Here is a 25,948-nt window from a genome sequence, read left to right on the forward strand (position 1 = left end):
GGTACCGCAAGTCACCGTCGAAACGGATATAGTCTTATCGAGAACGGATGTTTGTCGTTTTCGCGAATTACAGCCTGACACGGCGAACCATCGCGTCGAACGTGCGTTACGACGATGATCCCTTTCCCCCCTTTCGGGATCGGCGCCGATGATGCCCGGCCCGGCCGCACCGCTGCGTAGCACGCGGTGCGGCCTAACCGAATCCGGGCTTACCCTTCAGACCGACCGGCTATGGTCGATTTCGACCGCCGCCGCCGGTGTTGCTACCGCCGCCGCCGCCACCGCCGCCGCCAGCACCCGCGGCACCGACCGTGCCGATATTGCCGAACAGATCCTGGAAGAATCCCCGCTCGCGACCCAGCGTCGGCGTCTTCTTGCCATAAGGTGCGATCGACGCGACCTGCTCCAGACCGCCGCGGCGAATCGCGGTGACGGTGCCCTTCTGGTCGAAGCTAATCTGCAACGTGATCTGCGCGTTGGCGCGCGGGTTGCGGAACGCGAGGTTGCGGCTGTCACGCGCCAGATAATACCAGTCGCCCTGGTCGAACTGCCCAGCCAGCGTCGGCTTGCCGAGCGTGGCGAGCACCGACTGGCGGTTGTCGACGCCCGGCTGGACCGAGTTGACGAGGTCAGTATCGACGACATAGCCCTGGTGCGAGCGCAGCTGGGTGCAGCCCCCACTGGCCAATGCGGCGACCGCAAGTGCGGCGGCGAGACCCGTACGGGCGGAAAACACGCTCATATAAACTCCCAACCGGGGCACGCGAAAACACGTGACGGGTCCCACGCGATTGCATCGGCCGCCGATCGCCTCGATATGCGAGGATGCGCGGGCAAACAAGCCGAAGCGCGGCTTCGTGTTGAGGACGATAGATTTTGAGCTGGTTGGGAAGACTGCTCGGCGAGAAGCCCGACGAGGCGCTACCGCTGTATAACGCCGTAGTTGGCCGGGCGCGCGCGGAACATTGGTATCGCGAGGGCGCGGTGCCGGACACGGTCGACGGCCGCTTCGACATGATCGCGACCTTGCTGGCGATCGTCATGCTGCGGCTCGAGACGGAGCCCGCTGGCGGCGAACCCGCGGCGCGTCTGGCCGAGCGCTTCGTCGACGACATGGACGGGCAATTGCGCGAGATCGGGATCGGCGACATCATCGTCGGCAAGCATATCGGCAAGATGATGAGCATGCTTGGCGGGCGGCTTGGCGCGTACCGCGACGGGCTGGCGGCGGGCGATATCGCGCCGGCCCTCGTGCGCAACCTGTACCGGGGCGCCGCGCCGGACGCTTCCGCGCTGACTCACGTCCGCGAGTCGGTAATGGCGTTTCATGCGGGGCTGGCTGCGACGCCACTACCAAATCTGTTATCTGGAGAATTGCCGTGAAGCCCGAGTTCAGCCGCCCCGAACGCCTCGACACGATCGGCGAGCGCGAGCGGATCGTCGAGATCGCCGCGACCGAGGATGAGCGCGCGGCGCTGGCGAAGCGGTTCGCGCTGCTCTCTATCACGCGACTCGACGCGCGATTGGGGATCAAGCGCACCGACAGCGGCATCGTCGTGAAGGGCCGCGTGACCGGCGCGGCGGTGCAGGCGTGTTCGGTGACCGACGAACCGCTCGATACGCAGATCGACGAGCCGGTCGCGCTGCTGTTCGTCGATCAACTGGTGTCCGAGGGCGACGAGGTCGAGCTGTCCGACGACGCGCTCGATACGGTCGCGATCGAGGGTGGCACGATCGATCTTGGCGAAGCGGCGGCGGATACGCTGGCGCTGGCGATCGATCCGTTTCCTCGGGGGCCGAACGCGGCGGCGGCTCTGGCGGCGGCAGGGGTGATCAGCGAGGACGAGTTCCGGCCGGCGAATGCGTTCTCGGATCTGAAGGCTAGGATGGCGGAGAAGAGCTGAGCAGCGGCGCGGTCTCGGGCTTGTTCGAGATTAGCTTACCAAAAAATCTGCACCACCCCGGCGAAGGCCGGGGCCCAATTGGGGGCCGATAGTGAGGTAGGGCGGTCCGCCGTTACAACTACCTCTCCAATTGGGCCTCGGCCTTCGCCGGGGTGGTGTGAAGTTGAAGGAGCGGAACGCTCACGCCGCCTTGTTCTCCCGCGAAGGCGGGAGCCCAGTCTGGGTCCCCGCCTTCGCGGGAGAACAAGGCTTTAGTCTGCGTCGGGCCCTAAAGTCGGATCGAGATCGCGGGGGCGGATGAAGCGGGTCAGGCGAGCCGTACCGGTTGCAACATCCACCCACTTCCCCTCGAACTGAAGCTCGGCAATGCTCGCCGTTGGATATTTGTCCTCGACCGCGTCGCGCAGCGGATCGCGCCCATCCGCGACCAGCATCAGGACGAGATCCTCCAACCCGGGATTGTGCCCGACCAGCAACGCACTCTCCGCCTCGGCCGGAAACCCGTGCACCACATCCAGCAACGTCGCCGCCGACGCGAGATACACCCGCCGGTCCAGGTCCGGTGCGATCGTCCGGCCATAGCCCGATTCGATCTGCTCCAACGTCTCCGAAACCCGCACCGCCGGCGACGCGATCGCGTGATCGAACGTAAGCCCCAGCGATCGCATGTGCCGCCCCACCATCGCCGCGGCGCGCTTGCCCTTGGCGTTGAGCGGGCGGTCGAAATCGCGCGCGACCGGATCGTCCCAGCCGGACTTGGCGTGGCGCAACAGCGTCAACGTCTTCATGGCAATCCTCGAGCGGGTTCGCGGCTCTCATGCCCTACCGCCGCGCCAGAAGAAAGTGGATTGGAGGAAAGCCGGCTTGCGACCCGGGCCACCGCTTCCTCGAGCGTGACGCGGGCGATCGGCACGCCCGGCGGGAACGCGCTGAGCAACCGCGAGGGCATCGCGGCGGACAGCATCACGAACACGCCGGAGTCGTCTGCGCGACGGATCAGGCGACCAAATGCCTGTGCGAGCCGCGCGCGAACGAGCCGATCGTCATACGCCGAGCCGCCACCGGCCAGACGCCGCGCGGCGTGCAGAACGGACGGTTTAGCCCAAGGCACGCCCTCCATAACCACCAGCCGCAACGATTCGCCGGGCACGTCGACACCATCGCGCAGCGCATCGGTGCCAAGCAACGATGCCCCCGGATCATCGCGGAAAATATCGACCAGCGTGCCGGTGTCGATCGGATCGACGTGCTGCGCATGGAGCGGCAGGCCTTCGCGGGCGAGTCGGTCGGCGATGCGGCCGTGGACACCGCGCAACCGCCGGATCGCGGTGAACAGTCCGAGCGTGCCGCCGCGGCTGGCGACGATCAGCTGCGCATAGGCGTTGGCGAGCGCACCGATATCGCCGCGCTTCACGTCGGTGACGATCAGCACTTCGGCTTGGCGCGTGTAATCGAACGGGCTCTTCGCCTCGAACCGCGCGGCAGGGCGCAGCAGGTGCGGCGCGCCGGTGCGGGCTTCCGCGACTTCCCAATCACCGCCGCCGGTCAGCGTCGCCGAGGTAACCAGTGCACCGTGCGCGGGCTTCAGCACGATCTCGGCGAACGGCCGGGTCGGGTCGAGCCAGTGGCGGTGGAGGCCGATGTCGAACTCGCGCCCTTCGATCCGGTCGACCGCGAGCCAGTCGACGAAATCGCCATCCACGGGCCCACCGACGCGCGCGAGCAGCGACAGCCACGATGCCACCGTCTCCGCGCGCCAGCCGATCGAGGCGATCGCGCCTTCGACTCGCGCGCGGGCGGGGGCGTCCATCCAGTCTGGGGCTTCGGCGAGCACGGCTTCGAGGCGACGACCGAGCGTCACGAGCGGGCGGACGAGGGCGTCGAGTGCCGCAGCGGCAGGTGCGGCTGCCTCGATCAGCGTCGCGTCGGGTTCGGCAAGTTCGGTCTCCAGGCCGTACCCCGCGTCGCCCGGCTGTTCGGCCCGCGCGTAGGTGAGCCCACGGACGGCAGCGAGCAGCGTCTCGATCGGCCCGAACGGCGCACCCTCGCCGAGGCGTTGCAGCCAGCCGTCGGACGCGAGCGCCCCCGCCGCGGTCACCGCGTCGGAGATCGCTCGCGCGCCCTGTTCGTCATAGCTGGCGAGATCGGACAGGCGTGCGGCAAGCCCCCGCCGCCGCCCGCGACCGCTCGATTCGGGGCCTAGGATCCAGCGGCGCAGTTCGATCGTCTCCGCGCCGGTCAACGCGGTCGCGAACATCGAATCGGCCGCGTCGAAGATGTGATGGCCCTCGTCGAATACGTAGCGCGTCGGCCGGGTCGCGAGTTCGCGGCCCCGCGCCGCGTTGACCATCACCAGCGCGTGGTTGGCGATGACGATGTCGGCGTCGGACGAGGCGCGGGCGGCGCGCTCGATGAAGCATTTCCGGTAGTGCGGGCAGCCGGCGTAGACACATTCCCCACGCCGGTCGGTCAGCGCGGTCGAACCGTTGCGCCGGAACAGCGTCGGCAGCCAGCCGGGCAGGTCGCCGCCGACCATGTCGCCATCCGCGCTGTACGCAGCCCAGCGTGCGACGAGGTGCGCGAGGATCGCCGCGCGCCCCGCGAAGCCGCCTTGCAGCGCGTCCTCCAGGTTCAGCAGGCAGAGATAATTCTCGCGCCCCTTCCGCGTAACGACCTTGGCTTTCCGGATCGCCGCGTCGGGATAAAGGCGTGCGGTTTCCTGCCCCAACTGGCGTTGCAGCGTCTTGGTATAGGTTGAGATCCATACCGCGCCGCCGGCCTTTTCGGCCCAGAGCGAGGCTGGGGCGAGGTAGCCAAGTGTCTTGCCGATCCCGGTGCCAGCCTCGGCGAGGACGAGGTTCGGCGTATCGCGCATCGCTCTCGGGGCGAAGGCGGCGGTGGCGGCACCGGCATAGGCGCGCTGGCCAGGGCGTTCCTCGGCGCCGTGGCCGGTGAGGTCGACCAGCCGCGCTTCGGCGTCACCAGGTTCGATCGTCACGGTGCGCGGCGCAGGTCGCGGCGCGTGCTCCTCCCATTCGGGAAGCGACGAAAACAGCCAGCGTTCGTTGACCGCGGGCTTCTTCAGACGTTCGGCGACGACCGGCGCCCAAGGCCAGCGAAGGCGAAACAGCGATTGTGCCGCGGTCCAAGCGCCCTCACGCTCGGGCCAGTCGCCATCGGTAAGCGCCAGCATCGCCTCGGCCGCGCGCAGCAGGAACGGCGCGACCTCCGCGTCCTCGCTCGGCACGTCGAGCCCGGTAACCCGCGCGATCCCCTTCGGCGTCGGCACCGCGAACTGCGCCGGGCGAAGGAACGCGTAGAGTTCGAGCAGATCGAGCCCTGACAGATCGGGATACCCGAGTCGCTGCCCGACCAGCGGCGCGTTGAGCATGATGACCGGCGTATCGGCCGCGATCCGGATCGCTTCGCCCCGCCCGATCGGACGCGCGCCGTCCGCGTTCGCGATCCAGATGCCGGCGTGGCTGGCGTGGAGGGCAGGATAGCGAAGCACTGCGCGACCTTGTGGGATGGAGAACGAAAGGGCAACCTTTTGTGAAGCCTCAGTGCTCCAGATATGAATGTCTTAGCAATCCTCCCCCGCCAGGGGGGGTGGCAGGCGCAGCCTGACGGAGGGGGCGGTAAGCGATCACCGGGGTTCCGTGTCCTCCCCCTCCGACGCCTTCGGCGCCACCTCCCCCTGGCGGGGAAGGATTGTATCGGCACCCATATCGGCCGTTACGCAACCGGCACGGTCTACGTGCGTTGCGCACTCATCGATATCGAACTTTACCTACATCAACAGGGACGATCATCATGCGGAAGTTTCTCATGGCGCTGAGCGCGCTCTCGCTCGCAATCCCGGCGGCTGCCGTGATCCCCACGGGCAAGGCCGAGGCGCGCTCGAAGCGCGAATATCGCGGCCATGACCGTCGTTACCGCGCCAAGCGTTGCCGTCATTCGAGCGGCACGACCGGCCTCGTCGCAGGCGGCGTCGGCGGCGCGGTGCTCGGCAATGCGGTCGGCGGAGGCTTGCTCGGCACGCTCGCCGGCGGCGCAGCGGGTGCGCTCGGTGGCCGTGCGGTCGACCGGACGATCACCGCGAAGGATCGTTGCCGCTGAGTCGCGAGCGGCGGTGGGGGTGACGGACACGAATGCACGCGCTAGTCGCGCTGTATCATGACCGACGAACTCCGCACCGCCGCCCTCGAGTCCAAAGCCTGGCCGTACGAGGAGGCGCGCAAACTCCTCAAGCGGTATCCGAACGGCAAGTCGGGCGATCCGGTGCTGTTCGAGACGGGCTATGGACCGTCGGGCCTGCCGCACATCGGCACGTTCAACGAAGTGTTGCGCACGACGATGGTGCGCAACGCCTTCCACGCTCTGAGCGATACGCCGACGCGGCTGATCGCGTTCTCTGACGACATGGACGGCCTGCGGAAAGTGCCGGACAATGTCCCCAACGGCGACATGCTGCGCGAACATCTCGGCAAGCCGCTGACGCAGATCCCCGATCCGTTTGGCACGCATTCGAGCTTTGCCGCGCATAACAACGCGATCCTGCGCGAATTCCTGGACCGCTACGGTTTCGACTACGAGTTCGCGTCGTCGACCGAATATTACACCGGCGGGCGGTTCGACGAGGCGTTGAAGGGTGTGCTCCGCCACTTCCAGGGTATCCAGGACGTGATGCTGCCGACGCTGCGGGCAGAGCGTCGCGCGACGTATTCGCCAGTACTGCCGATTTCGCCGACCAGCGGCATCGTGTTGCAGGTGCCGATCGAGGTGATCGATGCCGAGACGGGCCTGATCGCGTTCGAAGACGAAGGCCAGCGGATCGAACAGAGCGTGCTCGGCGGCAAGGCCAAGCTCCAGTGGAAGGTCGACTGGGCGATGCGCTGGGTCGCGCTCGGCGTCGATTACGAGATGGCGGGCAAGGATCTGATCGATTCGGTCACGCAGTCGTCGAAGATCGCGCGCGTGCTCGGCGGGCGCCCGCCCGAGGGCTTCAACTACGAGATGTTCCTCGACGAGAATGGCGAGAAGATCTCGAAGTCGAAGGGTAATGGCCTGAGCCTCGAGCAGTGGCTGACCTATGGTCCCGAGGAATCGCTGGCGTTCTATGCGTACCGCGAGCCCAAGAAGGCCAAGTCGCTGCACATGGGCGTGATCCCGCGCGCTGTGGACGAGTATTGGCAGTTCCGCGGGAATTATGCGGGCCAAGACCTGAAGCAGAAGCTCGGCAATCCGGTCCATCACATCCACGACGGCAAGCTGCCGACCGGCGAACTGCCGGTGACGTTCGGACTGCTCCTCAACCTTGTCGGCGTGATGGGCGATGCGAGCAAGGAGCAGGTCTGGGGCTATCTGGCGAACTATGTGCCCGATGCGTCGGCCGCGAAATATCCCGAGCTCGATCGGCTAATCGGCTATGCACTGGCCTATAGCCGTGATTTTGTCGCGCCGACGTTGAAGCGCCGCGCGCCCGAGGGTGTCGAGGTCGCGGCGCTGGAGCGGCTGGACGCGGAACTCGCCGCGCTGCCGGCGGAGGCGAGCGCAGAGGATATCCAGAACATCGTCTACGAAATCGGCAAGACCGGCGGGTTCGAGAACCTGCGCGACTGGTTCAAGGCGTTGTACGAGACGTTGCTCGGCTCCGAGCAGGGCCCGCGGATGGGCAGCTTCATCGCGCTGTACGGCGTGGCGAACTCGCGGAAGCTGATCGCTGAGGCATTAGCGCGGTAAGGCAATCCGGAAGGGATGCACCACCCCGCCGGAGGCCGGGGCCCAATTGGGGGACGTTGCTAACTCCCCTGCACGCTTCGTTACCGTGACCTTTCCAATTGGGCCCCGGCCTTCGCCGGGGTGGTGCATGGAGCCCTTCGATTTCGCGCGCTACCTAGACGAATTTGGTAGAACATATTAGCAACAGGTCCGCCTCCCCCGATTCGGAAACCGGCATGTTCCATCGACCGCTCGCGCGTCATCGCCTGTTCTTCGCGCTTCGCCCGCCACTCCCGCTAGCGCGTCAGATCACCGCCGCAGCGTCGTGGTTCGAGGCCGACGGGGACAAGCTGCGCCCCGAGCATCTCCACGTCACAATCGACATCCTCGATGACCAAGACCGCGTATCGACCGCGCTGGAGCGGGACCTGAAGGCGATGGGCGATGCGGTCGAGGCAGCGCCGTTCGGGATCGAGTTCGATACCGTGATCGGCAGCGATCGATCCATTGCGATGCGTCCCCGCCGGAAGAACGCATCCTTCGCCGCATTGTATCAGCGGATCGCCGTAGCGCGCGAGGCGGCAGGGCTACGCGCCCGCGCTGGATTTCGCTCGAGTGCTCACATGACGCTCGGCTACCGCGACGGCGCGCCGTTCACGCAAGACATCGCGCCGATCGGCTGGGACGTGGATGCGTTCGTACTGGTCCACAGCCATATAGGGCGAACGCGACACGATGTGCTCGGCCGCTGGCTGCTGAGCGGCGACGACGATCGGCAGTTGGCCCTGTTCTGAGCCTTCGAATTTGCCGGACGCGCGCGATCCCGTAGGACCCCGGACGCGTTCGGTTGGTTCTTCCCTCGTGACCGCGCACCAAGGAGCAACAATGCGGCTGTTCTTCGACGACGCCCAGCGAACCCATGCGCCCGCGCGCGAACTCCACAACGGTGCGTTCACCGCCTATGCCGAGACGCCCGCGCGGATCGACGCGATCCTCCGCGCGATCGGTCCGGTCGAGACGCCGGAGGATCGTGGTGAAGGACCGATCCTCGCGGTGCACTCGCCCAGCTATCTCACGTTCCTGAAAGACGCCGCGCGACTTTGGCGCGAGGCGGGGCGGGAAGGCGATGCGATCCCCTACACCTTCCCGATCCGCGGCCGCCGGCCGCTCGATCTCACCCGGATCGACGCGCTGATCGGCGCGCACAGCTTCGATGCGACCACGCCAATCACCCCCGAGACCTGGGCCGCCTCCTATGGCAGCGCGCAGTCCGCGCTCGCCGCGACCCACGTGGTCCTGGACGGTGACCGCGCGGCATTCGCGCTGTGCCGCCCGCCCGGCCACCACGCCGGCGCGGACTATTGCGGCGGATATTGCCACCTCAACACCGCCGCGATCGCCGCGCAGGCCGCGCGCGACGCCGGTGTCGCCCGCGTCGCGATCCTCGACATCGACTATCACCACGGCAACGGCACGCAGGACATCTTCTACGCCCGCGGCGACGTGTTCTACGCCTCGGTCCACGCGGATCCGAAGACCGACTACCCGTTCTACTGGGGTCATGCCGACGAGACCGGCGACGGCGAAGGACTCGGCACCACGCTAAACCTCCCGCTTCCCCACGGCACGCAGATCGCTGCCTTCCGCACCGCGCAGACCACCGCGCTCGACGCGATCGCCGCATTCAACCCCGGCCTGCTCGTCGTCAGCTTCGGCGCGGATACGTGGGAGGGAGATCCGATCTCGCATTTCGCGCTGACCACGCCCGACTATACGGTGCTGGCCAGAGATATCTCCGCACGGGGCTGGCCGACCGCGATCGTCATGGAAGGCGGCTACGCGGTCGACGCACTCGGCCACAATGTCGCGAGTTTTCTTGGTGGGTTCTGAGGCGCCGATCGCGATCGGCACACCCGCCTACCGCCGGCTGACGCTGGCGATGTTGTTCGCGGGGTTCTCGACCTTCTCGTTGCTGTACTCAGTGCAGCCGTTGCTGCCGCTGTTCGCCGCGCAGTTTGGGTTGACCGCGGAGGGCGCATCGCTGGCGGTGTCGCTGGCGACGGGGCCACTCGCGATCGGGATCCTGTTCGCCGGGTTCGTCTCGGACCGCGTCGGCCGGCGTCCGCTGATGATCGCGGCGATGTTCGCGGCCGGCGCGCTGACGCTGGCGGCGGCCGTCGTGCCGGGGTGGAGTGGGTTGCTCGTGTTGCGCTTCCTGACCGGCGTCGCGCTCGCGGGCGTGCCGGCGGTGGCGATGGCCTATGTCGCGGAGGAGGTCGACGCCGGATCGGTCGGCGCGGCAATGGGACTGTATATCGCCGGCAGCGCACTCGGCGGGATGGCCGGGCGGCTGGTCGTGAGCGTCGTCGCCGATCTTGAAGGCTGGCGCTGGGCACTCGCCGCGGTCGGCGTCGCAGGCCTCGCGATGGCGGAGGCGTTCCGCCGGCTCGCGCCGCTCTCGCGCAATTTCACGCCGAGCGTCGGACGGCCGGGCGCGCTGCTGCGGAGTGCCGGAGCGCTGTTCACCGATCGCGCGATGCCGCTGCTGTATCTCGAGGCGTTCCTGCTGATGGGCGTGTTCGTCACCATCTATAATTACGCTGGCTTCCGGTTGATGAGCCCACCTTACGGCCTCAGCCAGGCGGCAGTCGGCGGCGTGTTCCTGCTGTACGTGCTGGGGTCGGTGAGTTCGGCGAAGTTTGGCACGCTAGCGGGGCGGCTCGGGCGGCGGAAGGTCTTCTGGATCCCGGTCGTGCTGCTGATCGCCGGAGTCGCGCTGACCGCCATGACGCCGCTGGTGCTGGTGATCGCGGGGATCGCGGTGGTGACGATCGGCTTCTTCGGCGCCCATTCGATCGCGAGCGCGTGGGTCGGCAGGCGGGCACAGGGCTCGCGCGGACAGGCGGCGGCATTTTACCTGTTCTTCTATTACATGGGGTCGAGCGTGCTGGGGTCGGCAGGTGGATTCGCGTGGACGCATGCCGGGTGGCCGGGGGTAACGGCGTTCTGCCTATTGCTCGGCGTGGCCGCGCTGGTGATCGGGCTGGTGTTGCGCACGGTACCGCCACTGGTGGTCGAGCCGCGCGCGCCGCAGCGGATGCCGGATCCTTGACGGCCTCGAACCGTCGTCCCAGCGAAAGCTGGGATATCATCGTTTGGCCCACGTTATCTGATACGGAGGGATACCCCAGCTTTCGCTGGGGTGACGGGATCTGGCGGGTTTGGTCGAACTCGAGCAACGTGCACTCGCCCCTCTACCGCGACCCCACGTCAATCGCGTCGACCGGCGGCATGCCCGCCATTCCCTTCGCGACCGCTTCGACCCGCTCCATGACGCGGAGGACGTTGCCGCCCGACAGCTTCGCCATGTCGCCATCGCTCCACCCGCGCCGCGCCAGTTCGGCGAACAGCAGCGGATAGCCATCGACGCCCTTCAGGCCGATCGGCCCGGTTCCCTGGATACCGTCGAAATCGCCGCCGATCCCGACATGATTGTGACCCGCGACCTTCGCGATATGCTCGACATGATCGGCGACCGTTGCAGCAGTGACCTGCGGCTCGGCGTGCGCGGCGTCCCACGCCACCAAAGGCGCGGGCGATTTCGCGCCGTACGCCCCTGCCGGCACGCCGACGCTCTTCGCATAGGCGGAGCGCGCCACGTCCCAGGCGCGCCATGCCCCAGACAAGAACGAGGGATAGAAGTTCACCATCACCACGCCGCCGTTCGCGCCGATCGCGCGGAGCAGGTCGTCGGGGATATTCCGCGGCGCGTCCGCGATCGCTCGCGCGCTGGAGTGCGATGCGATCACCGGCGCCTTGGTCGCCGCCAGCGCCGCTGCCATCGTCGCGTCTGACACGTGCGACACGTCGACAATCATCCCGATCCGGTTCATCTCCGCGACCACCTGCCGCCCAAAGTCGCTCAGCCCGTTGGCGCGCGGAATGTCGGTCGAGCTGTCCGCCCAATTCAGGCTCTTGCCGTGCGTCAGCGTCATGTACGTCACACCGAGCGCGCGATATTGGCGCAGCACCGATAGCCGCCCGTCGATCTGATGCCCGCCCTCGACGCCGATCAACGAGGCGATCCGTCCGGCCTTCTCGATCCGCCGGATGTCCGCGGCAGTGGTGGCGAGTTCGAATGCCGCCGGGTTGGCGGCGACTAAGCGCCGAACGATGTCGATCTCTTCCAGCGTCATCTCGACCGCGCGCGGCGCATCGGCGGGGATGTAGACCGACCAGAACTGGCCGCCGACATGACCCTTACGCAGCCGGGGGATGTCGGTCTGCAACGGGTTCGGCAGCCGCGCGGTGTCGACGGAAAGATCGACCGCCTCGACCTTCGCGTCGTGCAGTTCACGGATCTCCCAGGCGAGATCGTTATGCCCGTCGATCACCGGGCTGCGCTCCAGCACGCGTTCGACGCGTCGCGATAGGGCAGCGTCGGGGCTCGCCTGCGCGGCCAGCAGCAGGAATGCGGCGATCATGTCTTGGTCCCCCATGGCGTCCACCCCACCCTGAAGGAGGTGTTCGCGCGCGACAAGCCGGGTAAGGCGCTCGCCGAACGTGAGAAGAGGGTCGGAATTGTACACGGGAATGGCCGAACCGGCGCGCGAGGCGGATAGCCGGCTCTCCACCGCGATCGCGATCGCGCGGCTGATCGGGATCATGGGGATCGTCTACGTTCACGCCTGGACCGGGCGGACCGCGGAAGAACTGGCAGCGGTGGCGTTCAGTTGGCAGGCGGTGCTGCGAACGGTGCTCGGCGAAGTGTTCGGACGTAGCGCTGTGCCGCTGCTAGGGATGATCTCCGGCTGGCTGGTCGTCTCGACCGCAACGAGCCAGGGCTACGCGGCGTTCGTGCTCGGCAAGGCGCGGACGATCCTGCTGCCGATGGTTCTGTGGAACGCGATCGCGATTGTGCTGGTGGGGGCGGCGGCGACGTTCGGCGACCTGAAAGCGCCGACGCCGACCAGCATCGGCTGGACACTCAACGAACTGGTGCCGCTCGTGCAGGCAAACGACGTCAACGTGCAGATGCCATTCCTGCGCGACCTGTTCGTCTGCATGGTCATCGCGCCCGGTCTGGTACGCGCGTCGAATGCCTGGCTGGCGCTGGTCGCATCGATAGTGGTCGTGTGGAGCGTGTCCGGAGTACACGTTCCGCCATTGCTGCGACCGCAGATCCTGTTGTTCTTTACCGCGGGAGTCGCCGTGCGACGGTTTGGCCTGGTGGAGCGGGCGGCGGGTTGGCCCATCGCCCTATGCGGGCTGCCATTCGTCGTCCTGATTGCGCCACGGCTGTGGACCGCGCTGCTGGGGAACGCGTTCTTCGACGCATATCCGCATCTGATGGCGGCATTCGATATCGTGTTTCGATTGGCCTCCGCGGTGCTGTTCTGGCGGCTCGCCTGGGGCTTGGCTGGGAGCAATGTTGCGGACCGATTGCGCGGGATCGAGCGCTACGGGTTTCTCGCATTCTGCGATCATCTGGTGCTGCTGTGGCTGTTCGGGCCGGTGATCGGATTGGCGACCGGCGCGCTGGGGGCGGGGTTGTATCCGGTCTATCTGCTGGTCCAGCCGCCGCTGGTGCTCGGCGTCACGGTCGTGCTGGGGCGGGTGCTGATGGCGCTCTCGCCGTCAATCGCGCGGGTGCTCAGTGGCGGCCGGCTGGGGCGATCGGCTTTAGTCACCGCGTGACGGCGGATCGAGCTGGTTCACCCATTCCTGGTTATGGACCACGGTAGAACGGACTGGCCGACCGGTGGTGTCGAGCCAGGGGCGATAGCGGAAGCGCAGTTCGATCAGGCGGCAGGTGGTCGCATCGAGCACGCCGTTTCCGCTGGAGCGCGTGACCCTGCAGTGCGTGACGCTGCCGTCGGTCTCGACGGTGTAGCGAACGCCGACGATCCCGCCCGCGCCGATTACCGCCTCGGCATTGGGGAAATCCTTGTTCTTGAAGCGGCCCTTGATGAGGCGGGGCGGGGTCTCCTGACCACCGTCGCCATTGCCGGAACGCCCGCTACCGGTGCCGTTCCCTCCGCCGCCTGCGCCGGTCCCTGGTCCAGGAACGGGCGCCGCGCCGCTAGTGGCGTCGCTACCGGGGCCTGGTTTCAGTGTGGCGATGACCGGGGGCGGTGGAACGATCGGGGGTACGATCGGCTTCGGGACGACGAGTTCGGTCGCCTTCGAGCGGAGGTTGGCGGGGGACGCGGCGCCTTCGGGGCGGTGGCTTTTCACGAGGCGGGGGATGATCTGGTCAGGCGACGGTGGTGGAGGGGGTTTCGGGCGGACTGCGAACGTCTTCAGCGCGTCGGGGATGGCGCTGGGAATGCTGACGCCGAGCCCGAGGATTAGCGTGTAGCCGATGACGGCGCAGAGTATCGCCGCGCTGGCCGCGGATATCAGGCGGTCGCGCGGGTTCGGGTGGACGCCGTACATGCAGGGTAATTGGGGAGGAGCGAGGTGGGCGGCAACGGGATGGGTGGCTGTGAGGGAAGGTCCGAGTTTCCAAGGTTTGCCAGCAGCAACTCGATCGGGCTTACACGACATACCGCCAGAGGCGCCGCCTGCCAAACTCAAGCACCACCCCGGCGAAGGCCGGGGCCCAGTTGGAAAGGTCGCAGTAACGAAGCGCTACGCTCAATTAACGACGTCACCCAACTGGCCCCCGGCCTTCGCCGGGGTGGTACTCGCTTGGGTGCGATAGACCTCAGTTTGTCGGCGTATCGGTTCGGCGTCGGCAGACCTGCACGTTCGGCAGACACAAGAACGGGCGGTGCGACCCAAGCCACACCGCCCGTTCGTGGCACGCGACGCGGGAGTAAATCCCGCGTCGTCGGTCGGCGCTGGAGCGCCGCCGGCCGGGCTTGCTGTTGCGCTTGGCTTCGCCGTGCGCAGCGGCATTCGCCTACAGCTTCGCCGTCAACTCCGGCACGATCTTGAACAGGTCGCCGACCAGACCGATGTCCGCAACCTGGAAGATCGGTGCATCCTCGTCCTTGTTAATCGCGATGATGACCTTCGAGTCCTTCATCCCCGCGAGATGCTGGATCGCGCCCGAGATGCCGACCGCGACATACACTTCCGGGGCGACGATCTTGCCGGTCTGGCCGACCTGATAGTCGTTCGGCGCATAGCCCGCGTCGACCGCCGCGCGCGAGGCGCCGACGCCGGCGCCGAGCTTGTCCGCCAGCGGATCGATCATCGCGTGGAACTGGTCGCTCGAGGCAAGCGCGCGGCCGCCCGAGACGATGATCTTCGCGCTGGTCAGCTCGGGACGCTCGTTCTTGGCGATCTCCGAGCCGGCGAAGGTCGACAGACCCTTGTCGCCGGTCGATGCGACCGCCTCGATCTCGCCCGAACCACCCTCGGTCGCAGCCTTGGCGAACGCCGTACCGCGCACCGTGATGACCTTCTTCGCGTCGGTCGACTGGACGGTTGCAATGGCGTTGCCCGCATAGATCGGCCGCGTGAACGTGTCTTCGCTCTCGACCGACAGGATGTCGCTGATCTGCATGACGTCGAGCAACGCGGCGACGCGCGGCGCGATGTTCTTGCCGTGCGTGGTCGACGGTGCGACGAACGCGTCGTGGCTGGCCATCAGCTCGACGATCAGCGGCGCGACGTTCTCGGCAAGTGCATGCGCGAACGCAGCGTCGTCCGCGACATGCACCTTGCCGACGCCAGCGATCTTGGCGGCTTCGGCCGCGACGCCGTCGATGCCCTGGCCGACGACCAGCAGATGGACTTCACCAAGCTGCGAGGCGGCAGTCACCGCCGACAGCGTGGCATCCTTGACGGCCTGACCGTCATGTTCGACCCAGACGAGCGTCTTCACTTGGCGACTCCCATTTCCTTGAGCTTGCCGACCAGCGCGTCGACATCGGCGACCTTGATCCCGGCCGAGCGCTTGGCGGGCTCGACCACCTTCAGCGTGGTCAGGCGCGGCGTCACGTCGACGCCGAAATCGGCCGGCGTCTTCTGCGTCATCGGCTTCGACTTCGCCTTCATGATGTTCGGTAGCGAGGCGTAACGCGGCTCGTTGAGGCGAAGATCGGTGGTGATGATCGCGGGCAGCTTCAGCGTATCGGTCTCCGCGCCGCCATCGACTTCACGCGTCACGTTGACCGAACCGTCGGCGATCTCGACCTTCGACGCGAACGTGCCCTGGCCCCAGTTCAGGAGGCCGGCGAGCATCTGGCCGGTCTGGTTGTTGTCGTCGTCGATCGCCTGCTTGCCGAGGATCACGAGGTCGGGCTTTTCCTCCTCGACGATCTTGGCGAGAATCTTGGCCACGCCCAGCGGCTCGACCTTGGTCTCGCTGACGACGAGGATCGCACGGTCGGCACCCATCGCGAGCGCGGTGCGCAGCGTTTCCTGCGACTTCTGCTCGCCGATCGAGACGACGACGATCTCCGTTACGCCCTTGTCCTTGAGGCGGATGGCTTCTTCGACCGCGATCTCGTCGAACGGGTTCATGCTCATCTTGACGTTCGCCAGATCGACGCCCGTTCCGTCCGCCTTCACACGGGGCTTCACGTTGTAGTCAAGCACGCGCTTGACCGGCACCAGCACCTTCATCGGGGTTCCTTCCAAGGTGAAATCATTCGTTTCGCCAACTGGCGTTGGCGCGACAGATGGCCGTTTCGAGCCGTTTTCGCAAGTCCGGTATGGAAACATCGCTATGCCGTAGCGTCACGGCGAGATGCCGATCGGACCACCTGCCGGATAGTGTACGACATCAACGAAAAAGGGCCCGGACGTTTCCGCCCGAGCCCTGTTTTTCGCAGAATCAGTATGCGCGGTCAGTCGCGATTACGCTGCGACCTTCTGCACCTCTGCGACGATCTTCTTGGCCGCATCGCCGAGGTCGTTCGCGGGGACGATCGCGAGGCCGGAGTTCGCGAGGATCTCCTTGCCCTTCTCGACATTCGTGCCCTCGAGGCGGACAACGAGCGGCACCGAAAGGTTCACTTCTTTCGCCGCGGCGACGATGCCGTCGGCGATGATGTCGCACTTCATGATGCCGCCGAAGATGTTGACGAGGATGCCCTTCACGTTCGGATCCGCGAGGATGATCTTGAACGCCGCCGTCACCTTCTCCTTGTTGGCGCCGCCGCCGACGTCGAGGAAATTGGCCGGGAACATGCCGTTGAGCTTGATGATGTCCATCGTCGCCATCGCGAGGCCGGCGCCGTTGACCATGCAGCCGATGTCGCCATCGAGCTTGATATAGGCGAGGTCGTACTTCGACGCCTCGAGCTCGGCGGGATCTTCCTCGGTCTCGTCGCGCAGCTCGAGCAGGTCCTTGTGGCGGAACAGCGCGTTGCCGTCGAACGCGACCTTCGCGTCGAGCACCATCAGCTTGCCGTCGTTGGTGACCGCGAGCGGGTTGATCTCGATCTGCTCGGCATCGGTGCCCATGAACGCGTCATACAGCTTCGACGCAGTGTTCGCGGCCTGCTTGGCGAGATCGCCGGTGAGCTTCAACGCAGCAGCGACGGCGCGGCCGTGATGCGGCATGAAGCCGGTTGCCTGGTCGATGTCGATCGACTGGATCTTCTCGGGCGTGTCATGCGCGACCGCTTCGATGTCCATGCCGCCTTCGGTCGAGACGACCATCATCACCCGGCCGGTGGTGCGGTTGAGCGTCAGCGCGAGGTAGAATTCCTTGTCGATGTCGACGCCGTCGGTGACGTACAGGCGATTGACCTGCTTGCCCGCGTCACCCGTCTGGATCGTGACGAGCGTGTTGCCGAGCATGTCGGTCGCCGCGGCGCGAACCTCGTCCTCGGTCTTGGCGAGGCGGACGCCGCCCTTGGCATCAGGGCCCAATTCGACGAACTTGCCCTTGCCGCGGCCGCCGGCGTGGATCTGCGCCTTGACGACATAGAGCGGTCCGGGAAGCTTCTTCGAGGCCTCGACGGCCTCCTCGACGGTCAGTGCCGCGAAACCGGCAGGCACGGGGACGCCGAACTTGGCCAGCAGTTCCTTGGCCTGGTATTCATGGATGTTCATCGGGAAGGCTCCACGCAATTTTTAGGAAACTCGGGAATTGGTTGGGCGTAAAGCACAGGGCGCGCGGCAAATCCACCCTTAAGGCATTTGCAGTTGCGTGTCGTTATCAATAGATCGATTTAATGGCTGCGGGCCTCCTGATCCAAGGCAATTCCTTTTGCGCCGCGCTCCGCCGCCTCTACAGCAGGACCATGGCGATCCGACTCCGCATCATTGCGTTCCGAACCCACTTTGCCGGTGCCAATGGTGCATCCGCTCAGCCACGCGCGGCCAAACCTCAAGCGGCCGAATCGTAAGGCGTTTGGAGATTAGTAACCACTTGGGGAGCAGTGTTCCGGACATGACACAGCCCGTCCCCATCCCCCCCGCCGAACCGAAAGGCGAGGAGCTCCGTCAGGCGCTACGCAAGGCCGTCAAGATGCGCGCGCATTTGCGCGATCGGGGCCAGACGCGATTCGAGATCGAGGTGACGGATTTGTCGCTCTCGGGATTTCGTGCGGAGACGAGCTTTACGTTGTGGCCGGGAACTGTGGTGTGGCTGACTCTGCCTGGGTTGGCGGCGCTCGAGGCGGTGGTCGCGTGGCGCGACAAGTTCAAATATGGCTGCGCGTTCGCCAAGCCGCTGCATCCGGCGGTGTTCGAGCATATTGTGGCACTGAGCCAGCGATAGGCGCGGCTATACGCCCGCGCCGATGCGCGAGCGTAGCGATGCGCAATCGCAGGCTCGGCCGGTGGGTCGCCCAAGCGAACCCATCCGACGGCGGCTTTGCCGACGGTAACTTGCCTTAATGTGTTCTCCCGCGAAGGCGGGAGCGCAGCCTGGATCCCCGCCTTCGCGGGGAAACAAACTATCTTCTCAATCAAACAGACTCGACACGCTAGTCTCATCTGCAATCCGCTTGATCGCTTCACCCAGCAACGGTGCGATCTGGAGATGGCGGATCTTACCGTGGGCGTCCTTGATCACTTCGTGATTCCCGATCGAATCGGTGATCACCAGCTCGCGCAGTTCGGAGCCCTCGACTCGGGCCACTGCACCGCCCGACAGCACGCCGTGCGTGACATAGGCGACGACGTCTTCGGCGCCGGCTTCCTTCAATGCCGCCGCCGCGTTGCACAGCGTCCCGGCCGAATCGACGATGTCGTCGACTAGGATGCAGAACCGCCCCTCGACTTCGCCGATGATGTTCATCACCTCCGATTCGCCCGCGCGCTCGCGTCGCTTGTCGACGATCGCGAGCGGAGCGTTGTCGAGTCGCTTGGCGAGCACGCGTGCACGGACGACGCCGCCGACGTCCGGCGACACGACCATCAGGTTCTTGCCCTTGAACCGTGCCAGAATGTCCGCCGACATCACCGGCGCCGCGTAGAGATTGTCGGTGGGGATATCGAAGAAACCCTGGATCTGCCCGGCATGCAGGTCGACCGACAGCACGCGGTTAGCGCCCGCGACGGTGATCAGGTTCGCGACCAGCTTGGCGGAGATCGGCGTGCGCGGCCCTGGCTTCCGGTCCTGTCGCGCGTACCCCATGTACGGGATCACCGCGGTGATGCGCCGCGCCGACGCGCGCTTGAGCGCGTCGATCATGATCAGCAATTCCATGAGGTTGTCGTTGGCGGGGTAGCCGGTCGACTGGATCACGAACACATCCTCGCCGCGGACGTTCTCGTTGATCTCGACGAAGACCTCCTCGTCCGCAAACCGCCGCACGCTAACGTCGGTCAGCGGGATCTCGAGATAGGCGGAGATTTCCTGCGCCAGCGGCAGGTTCGAATTGCCGGTCATCAGTTTCATGAAGCTATTTCCCGCTCGATATTCCGCACCCCTTAGGCGCAGCTTCCCGTTGGTGGAAGGGTTTGCCCGCCGCCGCGCCGCTCCGTACAGCGGCGGGATGACCGTGATCACCCGTTTCGCCCCCTCGCCCACCGGCCGGCTGCATGTCGGCAACATCCGCACCGCGCTCCACAACTGGATGTTCGCGCGCGCCAATGGCGGGAAGTTCGTGTTGCGGATCGACGATACCGATCCCGAACGTAGCGAAGAGCGCTTCGTCGACGCGATCCGTGCCGATCTCGACTGGCTCGGGATGACGCCGGATGCGGAAGAGCGGCAGTCGGCGCGGTTCGCTCTGTACGAGGCGCGGTTCGCGGCACTGGTCGCGAGCGGGCACGTGTATCCGGCGTACGAGACCACGCAGGAGCTCGACCTGAAGCGGAAGATTCAGGCTGGGCGCGGGTTGCCGCCGATCTATGATCGCGCTGCGCTGGCGTTGGATGACGATGCGCGGGCGAAGTTGGAGGCGGACGGGGTGCAGCCGCATTGGCGGTTCAAGCTCGATCACGACTCGGCGATCGCGTGGGACGACCTGATCCGCGGCGTGGCGCATTTCGAGGCGAAGACGATGAGCGATCCGGTAATCCGCCGCGCAGACGGATCGTGGCTGTATATGCTGCCGTCGGCGATCGACGATGCCGAGATGGGGGTGACGCATGTCGTGCGGGGCGAGGACCATGTGTCGAACACCGCGCTCCAGTTGCAGATGTTCGCGGGGCTCGGCGTGACGCCGCCCCGGTTTGCGCATGAGGCATTGCTGACTGGCGCGGAGGGCAAGCTGTCGAAGCGGTTCGGCTCGCTCGGCGTCGATCATTTCCGCGAGGTCGGGATCGAGCCGCAGGCGGTGCGCGCGCTGCTCGCGCGGATCGGGACGAGCGACCCGGTCGAGCCGATCGCCGATGCCGCGCCGCTGATCGCAGGGTTCGACTTTGCGCGGTTCGGGCGGGCACCGGCGCGGTTCGACGAGGCGGAACTGGCGGCGCTGAACGCACGGATACTGCATGCGCTGCCGTATGAGGCGGTGGCTGAGCGGTTGCCCGAGGGCATGGACGTGGCGGCGTGGGAGGCGGTGCGGCCGAACCTCGTGACGCTGGCGGATACGGCGGACTGGTGGGGTGTGATCGAGGGGCCGGTTGCGGTCGAGGGCGATATCGACGCGGCGTATCTCGACCAGGCGCTGGTGGCGGCTGGGGAGATCGATTGGTCGAGCGATCCTTGGCACGCGCTGACGGCTCGGTTGAAGGCGGAGACGGGGCGCAAGGGTAAGGCGTTGTTCCTGCCGCTGCGGCGCGCGCTGACGGGGCGTGATCATGGGCCGGATATGGCGGCGTTGCTGCCGCTGATCGGGCGGGAGCGGGCTTTGGAGCGGTTGGCCGCGCGCTGATCTCGCGTCCTGAAGGTCGTTCGGCTCTCGAAAAGCATGTTCTCCCGCGAAGGCGGGAGCCCAGACTGGACTCCCGCCTTCGCGGGAGAACAAGGAAGGGCGGGCTACCGTCGATCCGATCGCAACGGACTATAACTTTGCCGGGCGTCACTTTGCCCGTGATCGAAAAAGCACCGCCCCCCCCCCACAAAGCACCACCCCGGCGGAGGCCGGGGCCCAGCTGGAAAGGTCGCGGTAGCGTAGCGCCTGCTTCAGTTAGCGACGTCCCCCAACTGGGCCCCGGCCTACGCCGGGGTGGTGGCGGTGGAGCTGAGATCGCTGCAAAACTGGTCCGATTTTGTGCGTCGAACCATTCCGCCTGGCCAAGCAAACTGCGATCGTATCCGGCGCTTACGAGACGCCAATAAAATAGCGCCCAGACATTCCCTCACCTCCTCTCCAACCCCCTTGCCCCCGAAATGTAATGATGTACCATCCCAACCGGCGGTACCTATCTCGCCGCCATCCTCGAGGAGAAGCGAAGGAGACGGTAATGTACGCGGATCGACTGAACCGGACGGGCGGATTCAATCCCGGGAGCCTCGGCGTCGCGCTGGCGATCAATTGCGCGGTGATCGGAGCCTTGTTCTTCGCTGCGCCCAACGTGCTGCCGTTCGTGCCCGACAAGCCGCTCGTCACCTATGTGCCGTACACGCCGCCACCGCCGCCCGAGCCGGTACCGCCCGCCGATCCGCTGGTCCGCCAGCAACCGCGCCCCGCCCCGCGTCCCGACGCACCGATTACGGTAGTGCAGATACCGCAAACCGGTGGCTTCACGGTCGCCCCCGATCCGCTGCCCTACACGCTGCCGATCGGAGTCGAAGGCACCGGAACGGGCACCGTCGCGGTCGATCCGCCGAAACTGCCGCCGCTGTTCGTCCAGCCCGGGATCGACCCGCGCTATGCCGCCGAATTCCAGCCGAGCTACCCGTCCGAGGAACGTCGCGCCGAACGCGAGGGTCGCGTCGTGGTGCGCGTACTCGTGGGCATCGACGGTCGCGTGAAACAGGTCGAGCGGGTCAGCGCGACCACCGACGCGTTCTACCGCGCGACGCTGGACCGGGCGCTGGCGAAATGGCGGTTCAAGCCGGCGACCCGAGACGGCGTCCCGGTCGAGGCGTGGCGATCGATGGCGCTGACGTTTGTGCTCCAGAACTAAAGCTTGAGCGGTGCGGGGCTGGCCTAGCCGGCTCCGCCCCCCTATCTTGGCGCGCATGGGCTTTTTCAGTCGTTTCTCGCCGATCGCCGCATATCAGGACCTGCGGCTCTTCTTCAGCCAGCGTCGACCGTACGAGCTGTTTTTCCTCGCGGCCGCGCTCGGCGTCACCAGCTTCCTGATCTACGCGTTCATGAAAGACTCGTACGTCGAGAAGGAATATCGCCCGAAGATCATCTATGTCGAGCAATGGCCCGCGGACCGCACCGATGCGCAGATCGAAGCTCAGCAGAAGATCGACGCGCCGATCAAGGCCAAGGCGCTCGCCGAGCAGAAGGCGCGCGAGGACGCGCAGCGCGAGTCGTTCAAGCGGCTGGACGACAAGCTGAAGGCCATGGGCATCTGACCCAGGCCGACACGCGCTGGATGGGCGCCGCGCTGGCACTCGCCGAGCGCGGCCGAGGGCGAACCGCGCCCAATCCCAACGTCGGCTGCGTGATCGTGCGCGAGGGCCGCGTCGTCGGGCGGGGCTGGACTCAGGCGGGCGGGCGACCGCATGCCGAGGCGATGGCGTTGGCCGAGGCTGGCGCGGAAGCTCGGGGGGCTACAGCCTACGTCACGCTTGAGCCGTGCGCGCATCAGTCCCCGCGGGGACCCGCATGCAGTGATTTGCTGATCAAGGCAGGCGTGGCGCGTGTCGTTGCCGCCCTCCAAGACCCTGACGCACGAACGGCGGGCCAGGGTTTTGCCCGGCTGGAGGCCACTGGCATCGCCGTGACGCGCGGCGTTCGGGCGAACGAATCCAGGCGTTCGATGGCCGGCTTTCTCACCCGCCAAGCGCTTGGTCGTCCGCACGTCACCCTGAAGCTTGCAACATCGCTCGACGGCTGCATCGCGATGGCGGACGGATCAAGCCGCTGGATCACCGGCCCGCAAGCCCGCGCCCACGCGCATCTCGAGCGGAGTCGGCACGAAGCGATCCTCGTCGGTCGCGGCACGTATGACGCCGATGCGCCGCGACTCGACGTGCGGCTACCGGGGCTGGAAGCTCGCGGACCGATGCGCGTGCTTTTATCTTCGACCGCTGAAGACCTGCCCGGTTGGACCGTCATCGCTGCGCCGCAGAAAGTCGCTACCCTTCCCCGCGTCGACCACATCCTCGTCGAAGGCGGCGCGGCCGTAGCGTCGGCGTTCCTCGCGGCCGATCTGGTCGACCGGCTCCTTCTCTACCGCGCGCCGATCCTGGTCGGCGGCGGCAAGCCCGCACTCCGCGACATCGGCCTCACCGACCTGGCCGAAGCGCACCAACGCTGGACACAAGTCGATGCGCGGCAACTTGGCATGGACCGGCTCGAGGTCTACGAGCGCGAACGAAACGAGGCATAATGTTCACCGGAATCGTCACCGACATCGGCACCGTCACAACCGTGGAATCGCCCGGCGACGCGCGCGTCGTCGTCAGCACCGCCTATGATACCGCCACCGTCGACCTCGGCGCGTCGATCTCCTGCTCGGGCGTCTGCCTGACCGTGGTCGACAAGGGGCCCAACTGGTTCGCGGTCGATGTCTCAGGCGAGACGATCAGCCGTACCGCCAAGGACCAATGGACCGAAGGCCGCAAATTCAACCTCGAACGCGCGATGAAGCTTGGCGACGAACTCGGCGGCCATATCGTCACGGGCCACGTCGACGGCCTCGGCACCGTCGTCGCGCTGAGCGAGGAAGGGGGCTCGCACCGCGTCACCATCCGCGCCGGCGCCGATATCGCGCCGTTCATCGCGCCGAAGGGTTCGGTGACGGTCGATGGCGTTTCGCTCACGGTAAACAGCGTTCAAGACATCGATGGAGAGGTCGAATTCGGCCTCAACATCATCCCACATACCTGGGCGGTCACCACGCTCGGGACGATCCAGATGGGGCAGTCGGTCAATATCGAGATCGACGTCCTCGCCCGCTATCTCCAACGCATGGAGCATTACCGTGTCAAAGCCAGCTGAACTCGCCCGTCTCAAGCACGGCTATCTGTCGAGCCCCGAAGAGATCATCGACGAGGCGCGCAACGGCCGGATGTTCATCCTGGTCGACGACGAGGATCGCGAGAACGAGGGCGACCTCGTCATCCCCGCGCAGATGGCGACGCCGGAGAAGATCAACTTCATGGCGAAGTTCGGTCGCGGGCTGATTTGCCTCGCGCTGACCAGGGAGCGCACCGAAGAGCTCGGGCTCGAGCTGATGAGCCGCAACAACGGCACTCGTCACGAGACCGCGTTCACCGTGTCGATCGAGGCGCTCGAAGGCGTCACGACGGGTATCTCGGCCGCCGATCGCGCGCGCACCATCGCGGTGGCGGTCGATGCGACCAAGGGCAAGCCGGACATCGTCACCCCCGGCCACGTCTTCCCGCTGGTCGCGCGCGACGGCGGTGTGCTGATCCGCGCCGGCCATACCGAGGCGGCGGTCGACGTCGCGCGGCTTGCCGGGCTCAATCCTTCGGGCGTGATCTGCGAGATCATGAACGAGGACGGCACGATGGCGCGGATGGACGACCTCGTCACCTTCGCGCAGTTCCACAACGTCAAGATCGGCACGATCCGCGACCTGATCGCCTATCGCCGCCGCCACGATCACCTCGTCGAGAAGCGCGCCGAGGCGAAGTTCACCTCCGAATGGGGTGGCGACTGGAGCGCGCTGACGTTCTGGAACAAGGCCACCGGCACCGAGCAGGTCGCACTGGTCAAGGGCAAGATCGACCCCGCCAAGCCGACGCTCGTCCGCATGCACGCACTGTCGCCGTTCGCGGACATCTTCGGCGAATCGGGCGATCGCGGCCGCATACTCGCGCGCTCGATGCAGATGATCGCGGACGAGGGCGCTGGCGTGATCGTCGTTATCAACCGGCCGCGCAGCAACACCTTCACCTCGGCGGTGATGAAGAAGGCCGGCGCGGAGATCACCCCGGACATGGAGGAACTGCGCGACTACGGCGTCGGCGCGATGATCCTGACCGAACTCGGCGTCCACGACATGGTGCTGATCACCAACACGCATCACACGCTGGTCGGCCTCGACGGCTACGGCCTGTCGATCGTCGGCGAGCGCCCGATCGCGTCCCTGAACACGGAAAAGAGCAACTGATGGCGCATCTCCTCATCGTCGAAGCCCGGTTCTACGATCACCTCAACGACCTCCTCGTCGAGGGCGCGAAGGCCGCGATCGAAGCCGCCGGCCACACCCACGAGACGATCACCGTGCCGGGCGCACTCGAAGTCCCCGGCGCGATCGCGCTGGCGGCCGAGAGCGAGACGTTCGACGCCTATGTCGCGCTGGGCGTCGTGATCCGCGGCGAGACCTATCATTTCGAGATCGTCGCGGGCGAGAGCGCACGCGGGATCATGCAGCTGACGATGGACGGCCTGCCGATCGGCAACGGCATCCTGACCACCGAGAACGAAGCGCAGGCACTTACGCGCGCAAAGCCCACCGAAGGCGACAAGGGCGGCGGCGCGGCCAACGCGGCGCTGGCGATGCTGGCGCTGAAGGACCGGTTTCTCGCATGACCGCGCGTGGGTGAGGTGATCAACCTGCGGCTTGCGCGGAAACAGCGGGCTCGGGTTGATGCCGCGGGACGGGCGGACCAGAACCGGCGGGTGTTCGGGCGGACCGGGGCGGAGAAGGCGGCGGATGCGGCTGTGAAGGCTCGGCTCGAAGCGACGCTCGATGGTGCGAGGCTAGAGAGCCTCGCACCCGACGAAACGCCGGAATAACCTCAACGTCACCCTTCCCCTGGCGAAGGGTGAGCGTGGCACTCGGCGTTGTCCCTCGAAATTCCCTTCGCGAACGCCGCGCCTGCAATCCTCCCCCGCCAGGGGGAGGTGGCGCCACAGGCGACGGAG

The 25,948-nt window shown here is 66.4% G+C and carries 26 protein-coding genes; 17 read left to right on the forward strand and 9 right to left on the reverse strand.

Annotated features, from left to right (window positions below; genetic code table 11):
• Window positions 1-229 precede the first annotated feature (229 nt).
• Complete coding sequence (bamE, locus tag E5673_RS02275) at window positions 230-742, reverse strand: outer membrane protein assembly factor BamE (protein WP_136188777.1); 513 nt, start codon at window positions 740-742, stop codon at window positions 230-232.
• A gap of 134 nt (window positions 743-876) precedes the next feature.
• Between bamE and E5673_RS02280 the strand changes: the two genes are divergently transcribed.
• Together E5673_RS02280 and E5673_RS02285 are read left to right on the forward strand one after the other, a co-directional pair.
• Window positions 877-1,383, forward strand: a complete 507-nt coding sequence (locus tag E5673_RS02280; protein ID WP_247599534.1) for a ubiquinol-cytochrome C chaperone family protein — start codon at window positions 877-879, stop codon at window positions 1,381-1,383.
• Window positions 1,380-1,904 (forward strand): DUF177 domain-containing protein, encoded by a 525-nt coding sequence (locus E5673_RS02285; RefSeq protein WP_136188778.1) that lies wholly within the window; start codon window positions 1,380-1,382, stop codon window positions 1,902-1,904. Before E5673_RS02280 ends, E5673_RS02285 begins: the two co-directional genes overlap by 4 nt.
• 251 nt (window positions 1,905-2,155) lie before the next feature.
• Here E5673_RS02285 and E5673_RS02290 read toward each other — a convergent pair whose 3' ends face one another.
• Together E5673_RS02290 and E5673_RS02295 are read right to left on the reverse strand one after the other, a co-directional pair.
• The gene (locus E5673_RS02290; protein ID WP_136188779.1) at window positions 2,156-2,692 is read right to left on the reverse strand and encodes a histidine phosphatase family protein; all 537 of its coding nucleotides are present in this window, start codon (window positions 2,690-2,692) and stop codon (window positions 2,156-2,158) included.
• The gene (locus E5673_RS02295) at window positions 2,689-5,415 is read right to left on the reverse strand and encodes an ATP-dependent DNA helicase (RefSeq protein ID WP_136188780.1); all 2,727 of its coding nucleotides are present in this window, start codon (window positions 5,413-5,415) and stop codon (window positions 2,689-2,691) included. The genes E5673_RS02290 and E5673_RS02295 overlap by 4 nt, the downstream gene beginning before the upstream one ends.
• 302 nt (window positions 5,416-5,717) lie before the next feature.
• Between E5673_RS02295 and E5673_RS02300 the strand changes: the two genes are divergently transcribed.
• The 5 genes from E5673_RS02300 (at window position 5,718) to E5673_RS02320 (ending at window position 10,737) form a co-directional block, all read left to right on the forward strand.
• Window positions 5,718-6,023: a hypothetical protein gene (locus E5673_RS02300; protein ID WP_056053958.1), complete on the forward strand. Its 306-nt coding sequence runs from the start codon at window positions 5,718-5,720 to the stop codon at window positions 6,021-6,023.
• 57 nt (window positions 6,024-6,080) lie between these two features.
• Entirely contained in the window at window positions 6,081-7,646 is a 1,566-nt protein-coding gene (locus E5673_RS02305; RefSeq protein ID WP_136188781.1) for a lysine--tRNA ligase, read from the forward strand.
• A gap of 215 nt (window positions 7,647-7,861) precedes the next feature.
• The gene (locus tag E5673_RS02310; RefSeq protein WP_136188782.1) at window positions 7,862-8,419 is read left to right on the forward strand and encodes a 2'-5' RNA ligase family protein; all 558 of its coding nucleotides are present in this window, start codon (window positions 7,862-7,864) and stop codon (window positions 8,417-8,419) included.
• Window positions 8,420-8,510: 91 nt separating this feature from the next.
• Window positions 8,511-9,515 (forward strand): histone deacetylase family protein, encoded by a 1,005-nt coding sequence (locus tag E5673_RS02315; RefSeq protein ID WP_136188783.1) that lies wholly within the window; start codon window positions 8,511-8,513, stop codon window positions 9,513-9,515.
• The gene (locus E5673_RS02320) at window positions 9,505-10,737 is read left to right on the forward strand and encodes an MFS transporter (RefSeq protein ID WP_247599535.1); all 1,233 of its coding nucleotides are present in this window, start codon (window positions 9,505-9,507) and stop codon (window positions 10,735-10,737) included. The genes E5673_RS02315 and E5673_RS02320 overlap by 11 nt, the downstream gene beginning before the upstream one ends.
• A 142-nt stretch (window positions 10,738-10,879) precedes the next feature.
• Here the strand turns inward: E5673_RS02320 and E5673_RS02325 are convergent, their stop codons facing one another.
• Window positions 10,880-12,109, reverse strand: coding sequence for a dipeptidase (locus tag E5673_RS02325; protein ID WP_136188785.1), 1,230 nt, complete (start codon window positions 12,107-12,109; stop codon window positions 10,880-10,882).
• 109 nt (window positions 12,110-12,218) lie between these two features.
• Here E5673_RS02325 and E5673_RS02330 point away from each other — a divergent pair, with 109 nt between their 5' ends.
• Window positions 12,219-13,322 (forward strand): acyltransferase, encoded by a 1,104-nt coding sequence (locus E5673_RS02330; RefSeq protein WP_136188786.1) that lies wholly within the window; start codon window positions 12,219-12,221, stop codon window positions 13,320-13,322.
• Here E5673_RS02330 and E5673_RS02335 read toward each other — a convergent pair.
• The 4 genes from E5673_RS02335 to sucC all read right to left on the reverse strand — a co-directional run bounded on the left by E5673_RS02335 (window position 13,308) and on the right by sucC (window position 17,642).
• On the reverse strand, window positions 13,308-14,063 hold the full coding sequence (locus E5673_RS02335) for a TonB family protein (RefSeq protein ID WP_136188787.1): 756 nt from the start codon (window positions 14,061-14,063) through the stop codon (window positions 13,308-13,310). The two genes, E5673_RS02330 and E5673_RS02335, sit on opposite strands and share 15 nt — an antisense overlap.
• 469 nt (window positions 14,064-14,532) lie before the next feature.
• Window positions 14,533-15,462, reverse strand: coding sequence for an electron transfer flavoprotein subunit alpha/FixB family protein (locus E5673_RS02340; protein ID WP_136188788.1), 930 nt, complete (start codon window positions 15,460-15,462; stop codon window positions 14,533-14,535).
• Window positions 15,459-16,205, reverse strand: a complete 747-nt coding sequence (locus E5673_RS02345) for an electron transfer flavoprotein subunit beta/FixA family protein (protein WP_136188789.1) — start codon at window positions 16,203-16,205, stop codon at window positions 15,459-15,461. The genes E5673_RS02340 and E5673_RS02345 overlap by 4 nt, the downstream gene beginning before the upstream one ends.
• Before the next feature lie 234 nt (window positions 16,206-16,439).
• Complete coding sequence (gene sucC / locus E5673_RS02350) at window positions 16,440-17,642, reverse strand: ADP-forming succinate--CoA ligase subunit beta (protein ID WP_056053980.1); 1,203 nt, start codon at window positions 17,640-17,642, stop codon at window positions 16,440-16,442.
• 340 nt (window positions 17,643-17,982) lie between these two features.
• Between sucC and E5673_RS02355 the strand changes: the two genes are divergently transcribed.
• Window positions 17,983-18,312: a PilZ domain-containing protein gene (locus tag E5673_RS02355; RefSeq protein ID WP_056487867.1), complete on the forward strand. Its 330-nt coding sequence runs from the start codon at window positions 17,983-17,985 to the stop codon at window positions 18,310-18,312.
• Between the two features lie 186 nt (window positions 18,313-18,498).
• Here the strand turns inward: E5673_RS02355 and E5673_RS02360 are convergent, their stop codons facing one another.
• Window positions 18,499-19,437, reverse strand: coding sequence for a ribose-phosphate pyrophosphokinase (locus E5673_RS02360; protein ID WP_056064113.1), 939 nt, complete (start codon window positions 19,435-19,437; stop codon window positions 18,499-18,501).
• A gap of 97 nt (window positions 19,438-19,534) precedes the next feature.
• On the opposite strand from E5673_RS02360, the gene gltX reads away from it, so the two are divergent.
• The 8 genes from gltX (at window position 19,535) to E5673_RS02400 (ending at window position 25,819) form a co-directional block, all read left to right on the forward strand.
• On the forward strand, window positions 19,535-20,860 hold the full coding sequence (gltX, locus tag E5673_RS02365; protein ID WP_136188790.1) for a glutamate--tRNA ligase: 1,326 nt from the start codon (window positions 19,535-19,537) through the stop codon (window positions 20,858-20,860).
• Between the two features lie 532 nt (window positions 20,861-21,392).
• Window positions 21,393-22,058, forward strand: coding sequence for a TonB family protein (locus tag E5673_RS02370; RefSeq protein WP_136188791.1), 666 nt, complete (start codon window positions 21,393-21,395; stop codon window positions 22,056-22,058).
• A gap of 55 nt (window positions 22,059-22,113) precedes the next feature.
• Entirely contained in the window at window positions 22,114-22,461 is a 348-nt protein-coding gene (locus tag E5673_RS02375; protein WP_136188792.1) for a hypothetical protein, read from the forward strand.
• Entirely contained in the window at window positions 22,458-23,441 is a 984-nt protein-coding gene (ribD, locus tag E5673_RS02380; RefSeq protein ID WP_136191308.1) for a bifunctional diaminohydroxyphosphoribosylaminopyrimidine deaminase/5-amino-6-(5-phosphoribosylamino)uracil reductase RibD, read from the forward strand. Before E5673_RS02375 ends, ribD begins: the two co-directional genes overlap by 4 nt.
• Entirely contained in the window at window positions 23,441-24,052 is a 612-nt protein-coding gene (locus tag E5673_RS02385) for a riboflavin synthase (protein WP_136188793.1), read from the forward strand. The genes ribD and E5673_RS02385 overlap by 1 nt, the downstream gene beginning before the upstream one ends.
• Window positions 24,036-25,190, forward strand: coding sequence for a 3,4-dihydroxy-2-butanone-4-phosphate synthase (ribB, locus tag E5673_RS02390; protein ID WP_136188794.1), 1,155 nt, complete (start codon window positions 24,036-24,038; stop codon window positions 25,188-25,190). Before E5673_RS02385 ends, ribB begins: the two co-directional genes overlap by 17 nt.
• Window positions 25,190-25,612 carry a 6,7-dimethyl-8-ribityllumazine synthase gene (gene ribH, locus E5673_RS02395; protein ID WP_056419110.1) on the forward strand — a complete coding sequence of 141 codons (423 nt, stop codon included), beginning with the start codon at window positions 25,190-25,192 and terminating at the stop codon, window positions 25,610-25,612. Before ribB ends, ribH begins: the two co-directional genes overlap by 1 nt.
• Before the next feature lie 6 nt (window positions 25,613-25,618).
• A complete protein-coding gene (locus E5673_RS02400) occupies window positions 25,619-25,819 on the forward strand; it encodes a DUF4169 family protein (RefSeq protein ID WP_136188795.1) in 201 nt (66 codons plus the stop codon).
• The last annotated feature ends 129 nt before the right edge of the window (window positions 25,820-25,948 follow it).

This window comes from Sphingomonas sp. PAMC26645 (genome assembly GCF_004795835.1).
Taxonomy (GTDB): domain Bacteria; phylum Pseudomonadota; class Alphaproteobacteria; order Sphingomonadales; family Sphingomonadaceae; genus Sphingomonas.

Coding starts and splice junctions, on each gene's coding strand:
- bamE (WP_136188777.1), bottom strand. CDS start 742: ATGAGCGTGTTTTCCGCCCGTACGGGTCTCGCCGCCGCACTTGCGGTC.
- E5673_RS02290 (WP_136188779.1), bottom strand. CDS start 2,692: ATGAAGACGTTGACGCTGTTGCGCCACGCCAAGTCCGGCTGGGACGAT.
- E5673_RS02300 (WP_056053958.1), top strand. CDS start 5,718: ATGCGGAAGTTTCTCATGGCGCTGAGCGCGCTCTCGCTCGCAATCCCG.
- E5673_RS02305 (WP_136188781.1), top strand. CDS start 6,081: ATGACCGACGAACTCCGCACCGCCGCCCTCGAGTCCAAAGCCTGGCCG.
- E5673_RS02310 (WP_136188782.1), top strand. CDS start 7,862: ATGTTCCATCGACCGCTCGCGCGTCATCGCCTGTTCTTCGCGCTTCGC.
- E5673_RS02315 (WP_136188783.1), top strand. CDS start 8,511: ATGCGGCTGTTCTTCGACGACGCCCAGCGAACCCATGCGCCCGCGCGC.
- E5673_RS02325 (WP_136188785.1), bottom strand. CDS start 12,109: ATGATCGCCGCATTCCTGCTGCTGGCCGCGCAGGCGAGCCCCGACGCT.
- E5673_RS02330 (WP_136188786.1), top strand. CDS start 12,219: ATGGCCGAACCGGCGCGCGAGGCGGATAGCCGGCTCTCCACCGCGATC.
- E5673_RS02335 (WP_136188787.1), bottom strand. CDS start 14,063: ATGTACGGCGTCCACCCGAACCCGCGCGACCGCCTGATATCCGCGGCC.
- E5673_RS02345 (WP_136188789.1), bottom strand. CDS start 16,205: ATGAAGGTGCTGGTGCCGGTCAAGCGCGTGCTTGACTACAACGTGAAG.
- sucC (WP_056053980.1), bottom strand. CDS start 17,642: ATGAACATCCATGAATACCAGGCCAAGGAACTGCTGGCCAAGTTCGGC.
- E5673_RS02355 (WP_056487867.1), top strand. CDS start 17,983: ATGACACAGCCCGTCCCCATCCCCCCCGCCGAACCGAAAGGCGAGGAG.
- E5673_RS02360 (WP_056064113.1), bottom strand. CDS start 19,437: ATGAAACTGATGACCGGCAATTCGAACCTGCCGCTGGCGCAGGAAATC.
- gltX (WP_136188790.1), top strand. CDS start 19,535: ATGACCGTGATCACCCGTTTCGCCCCCTCGCCCACCGGCCGGCTGCAT.
- E5673_RS02370 (WP_136188791.1), top strand. CDS start 21,393: ATGTACGCGGATCGACTGAACCGGACGGGCGGATTCAATCCCGGGAGC.
- E5673_RS02375 (WP_136188792.1), top strand. CDS start 22,114: ATGGGCTTTTTCAGTCGTTTCTCGCCGATCGCCGCATATCAGGACCTG.
- E5673_RS02385 (WP_136188793.1), top strand. CDS start 23,441: ATGTTCACCGGAATCGTCACCGACATCGGCACCGTCACAACCGTGGAA.
- ribH (WP_056419110.1), top strand. CDS start 25,190: ATGGCGCATCTCCTCATCGTCGAAGCCCGGTTCTACGATCACCTCAAC.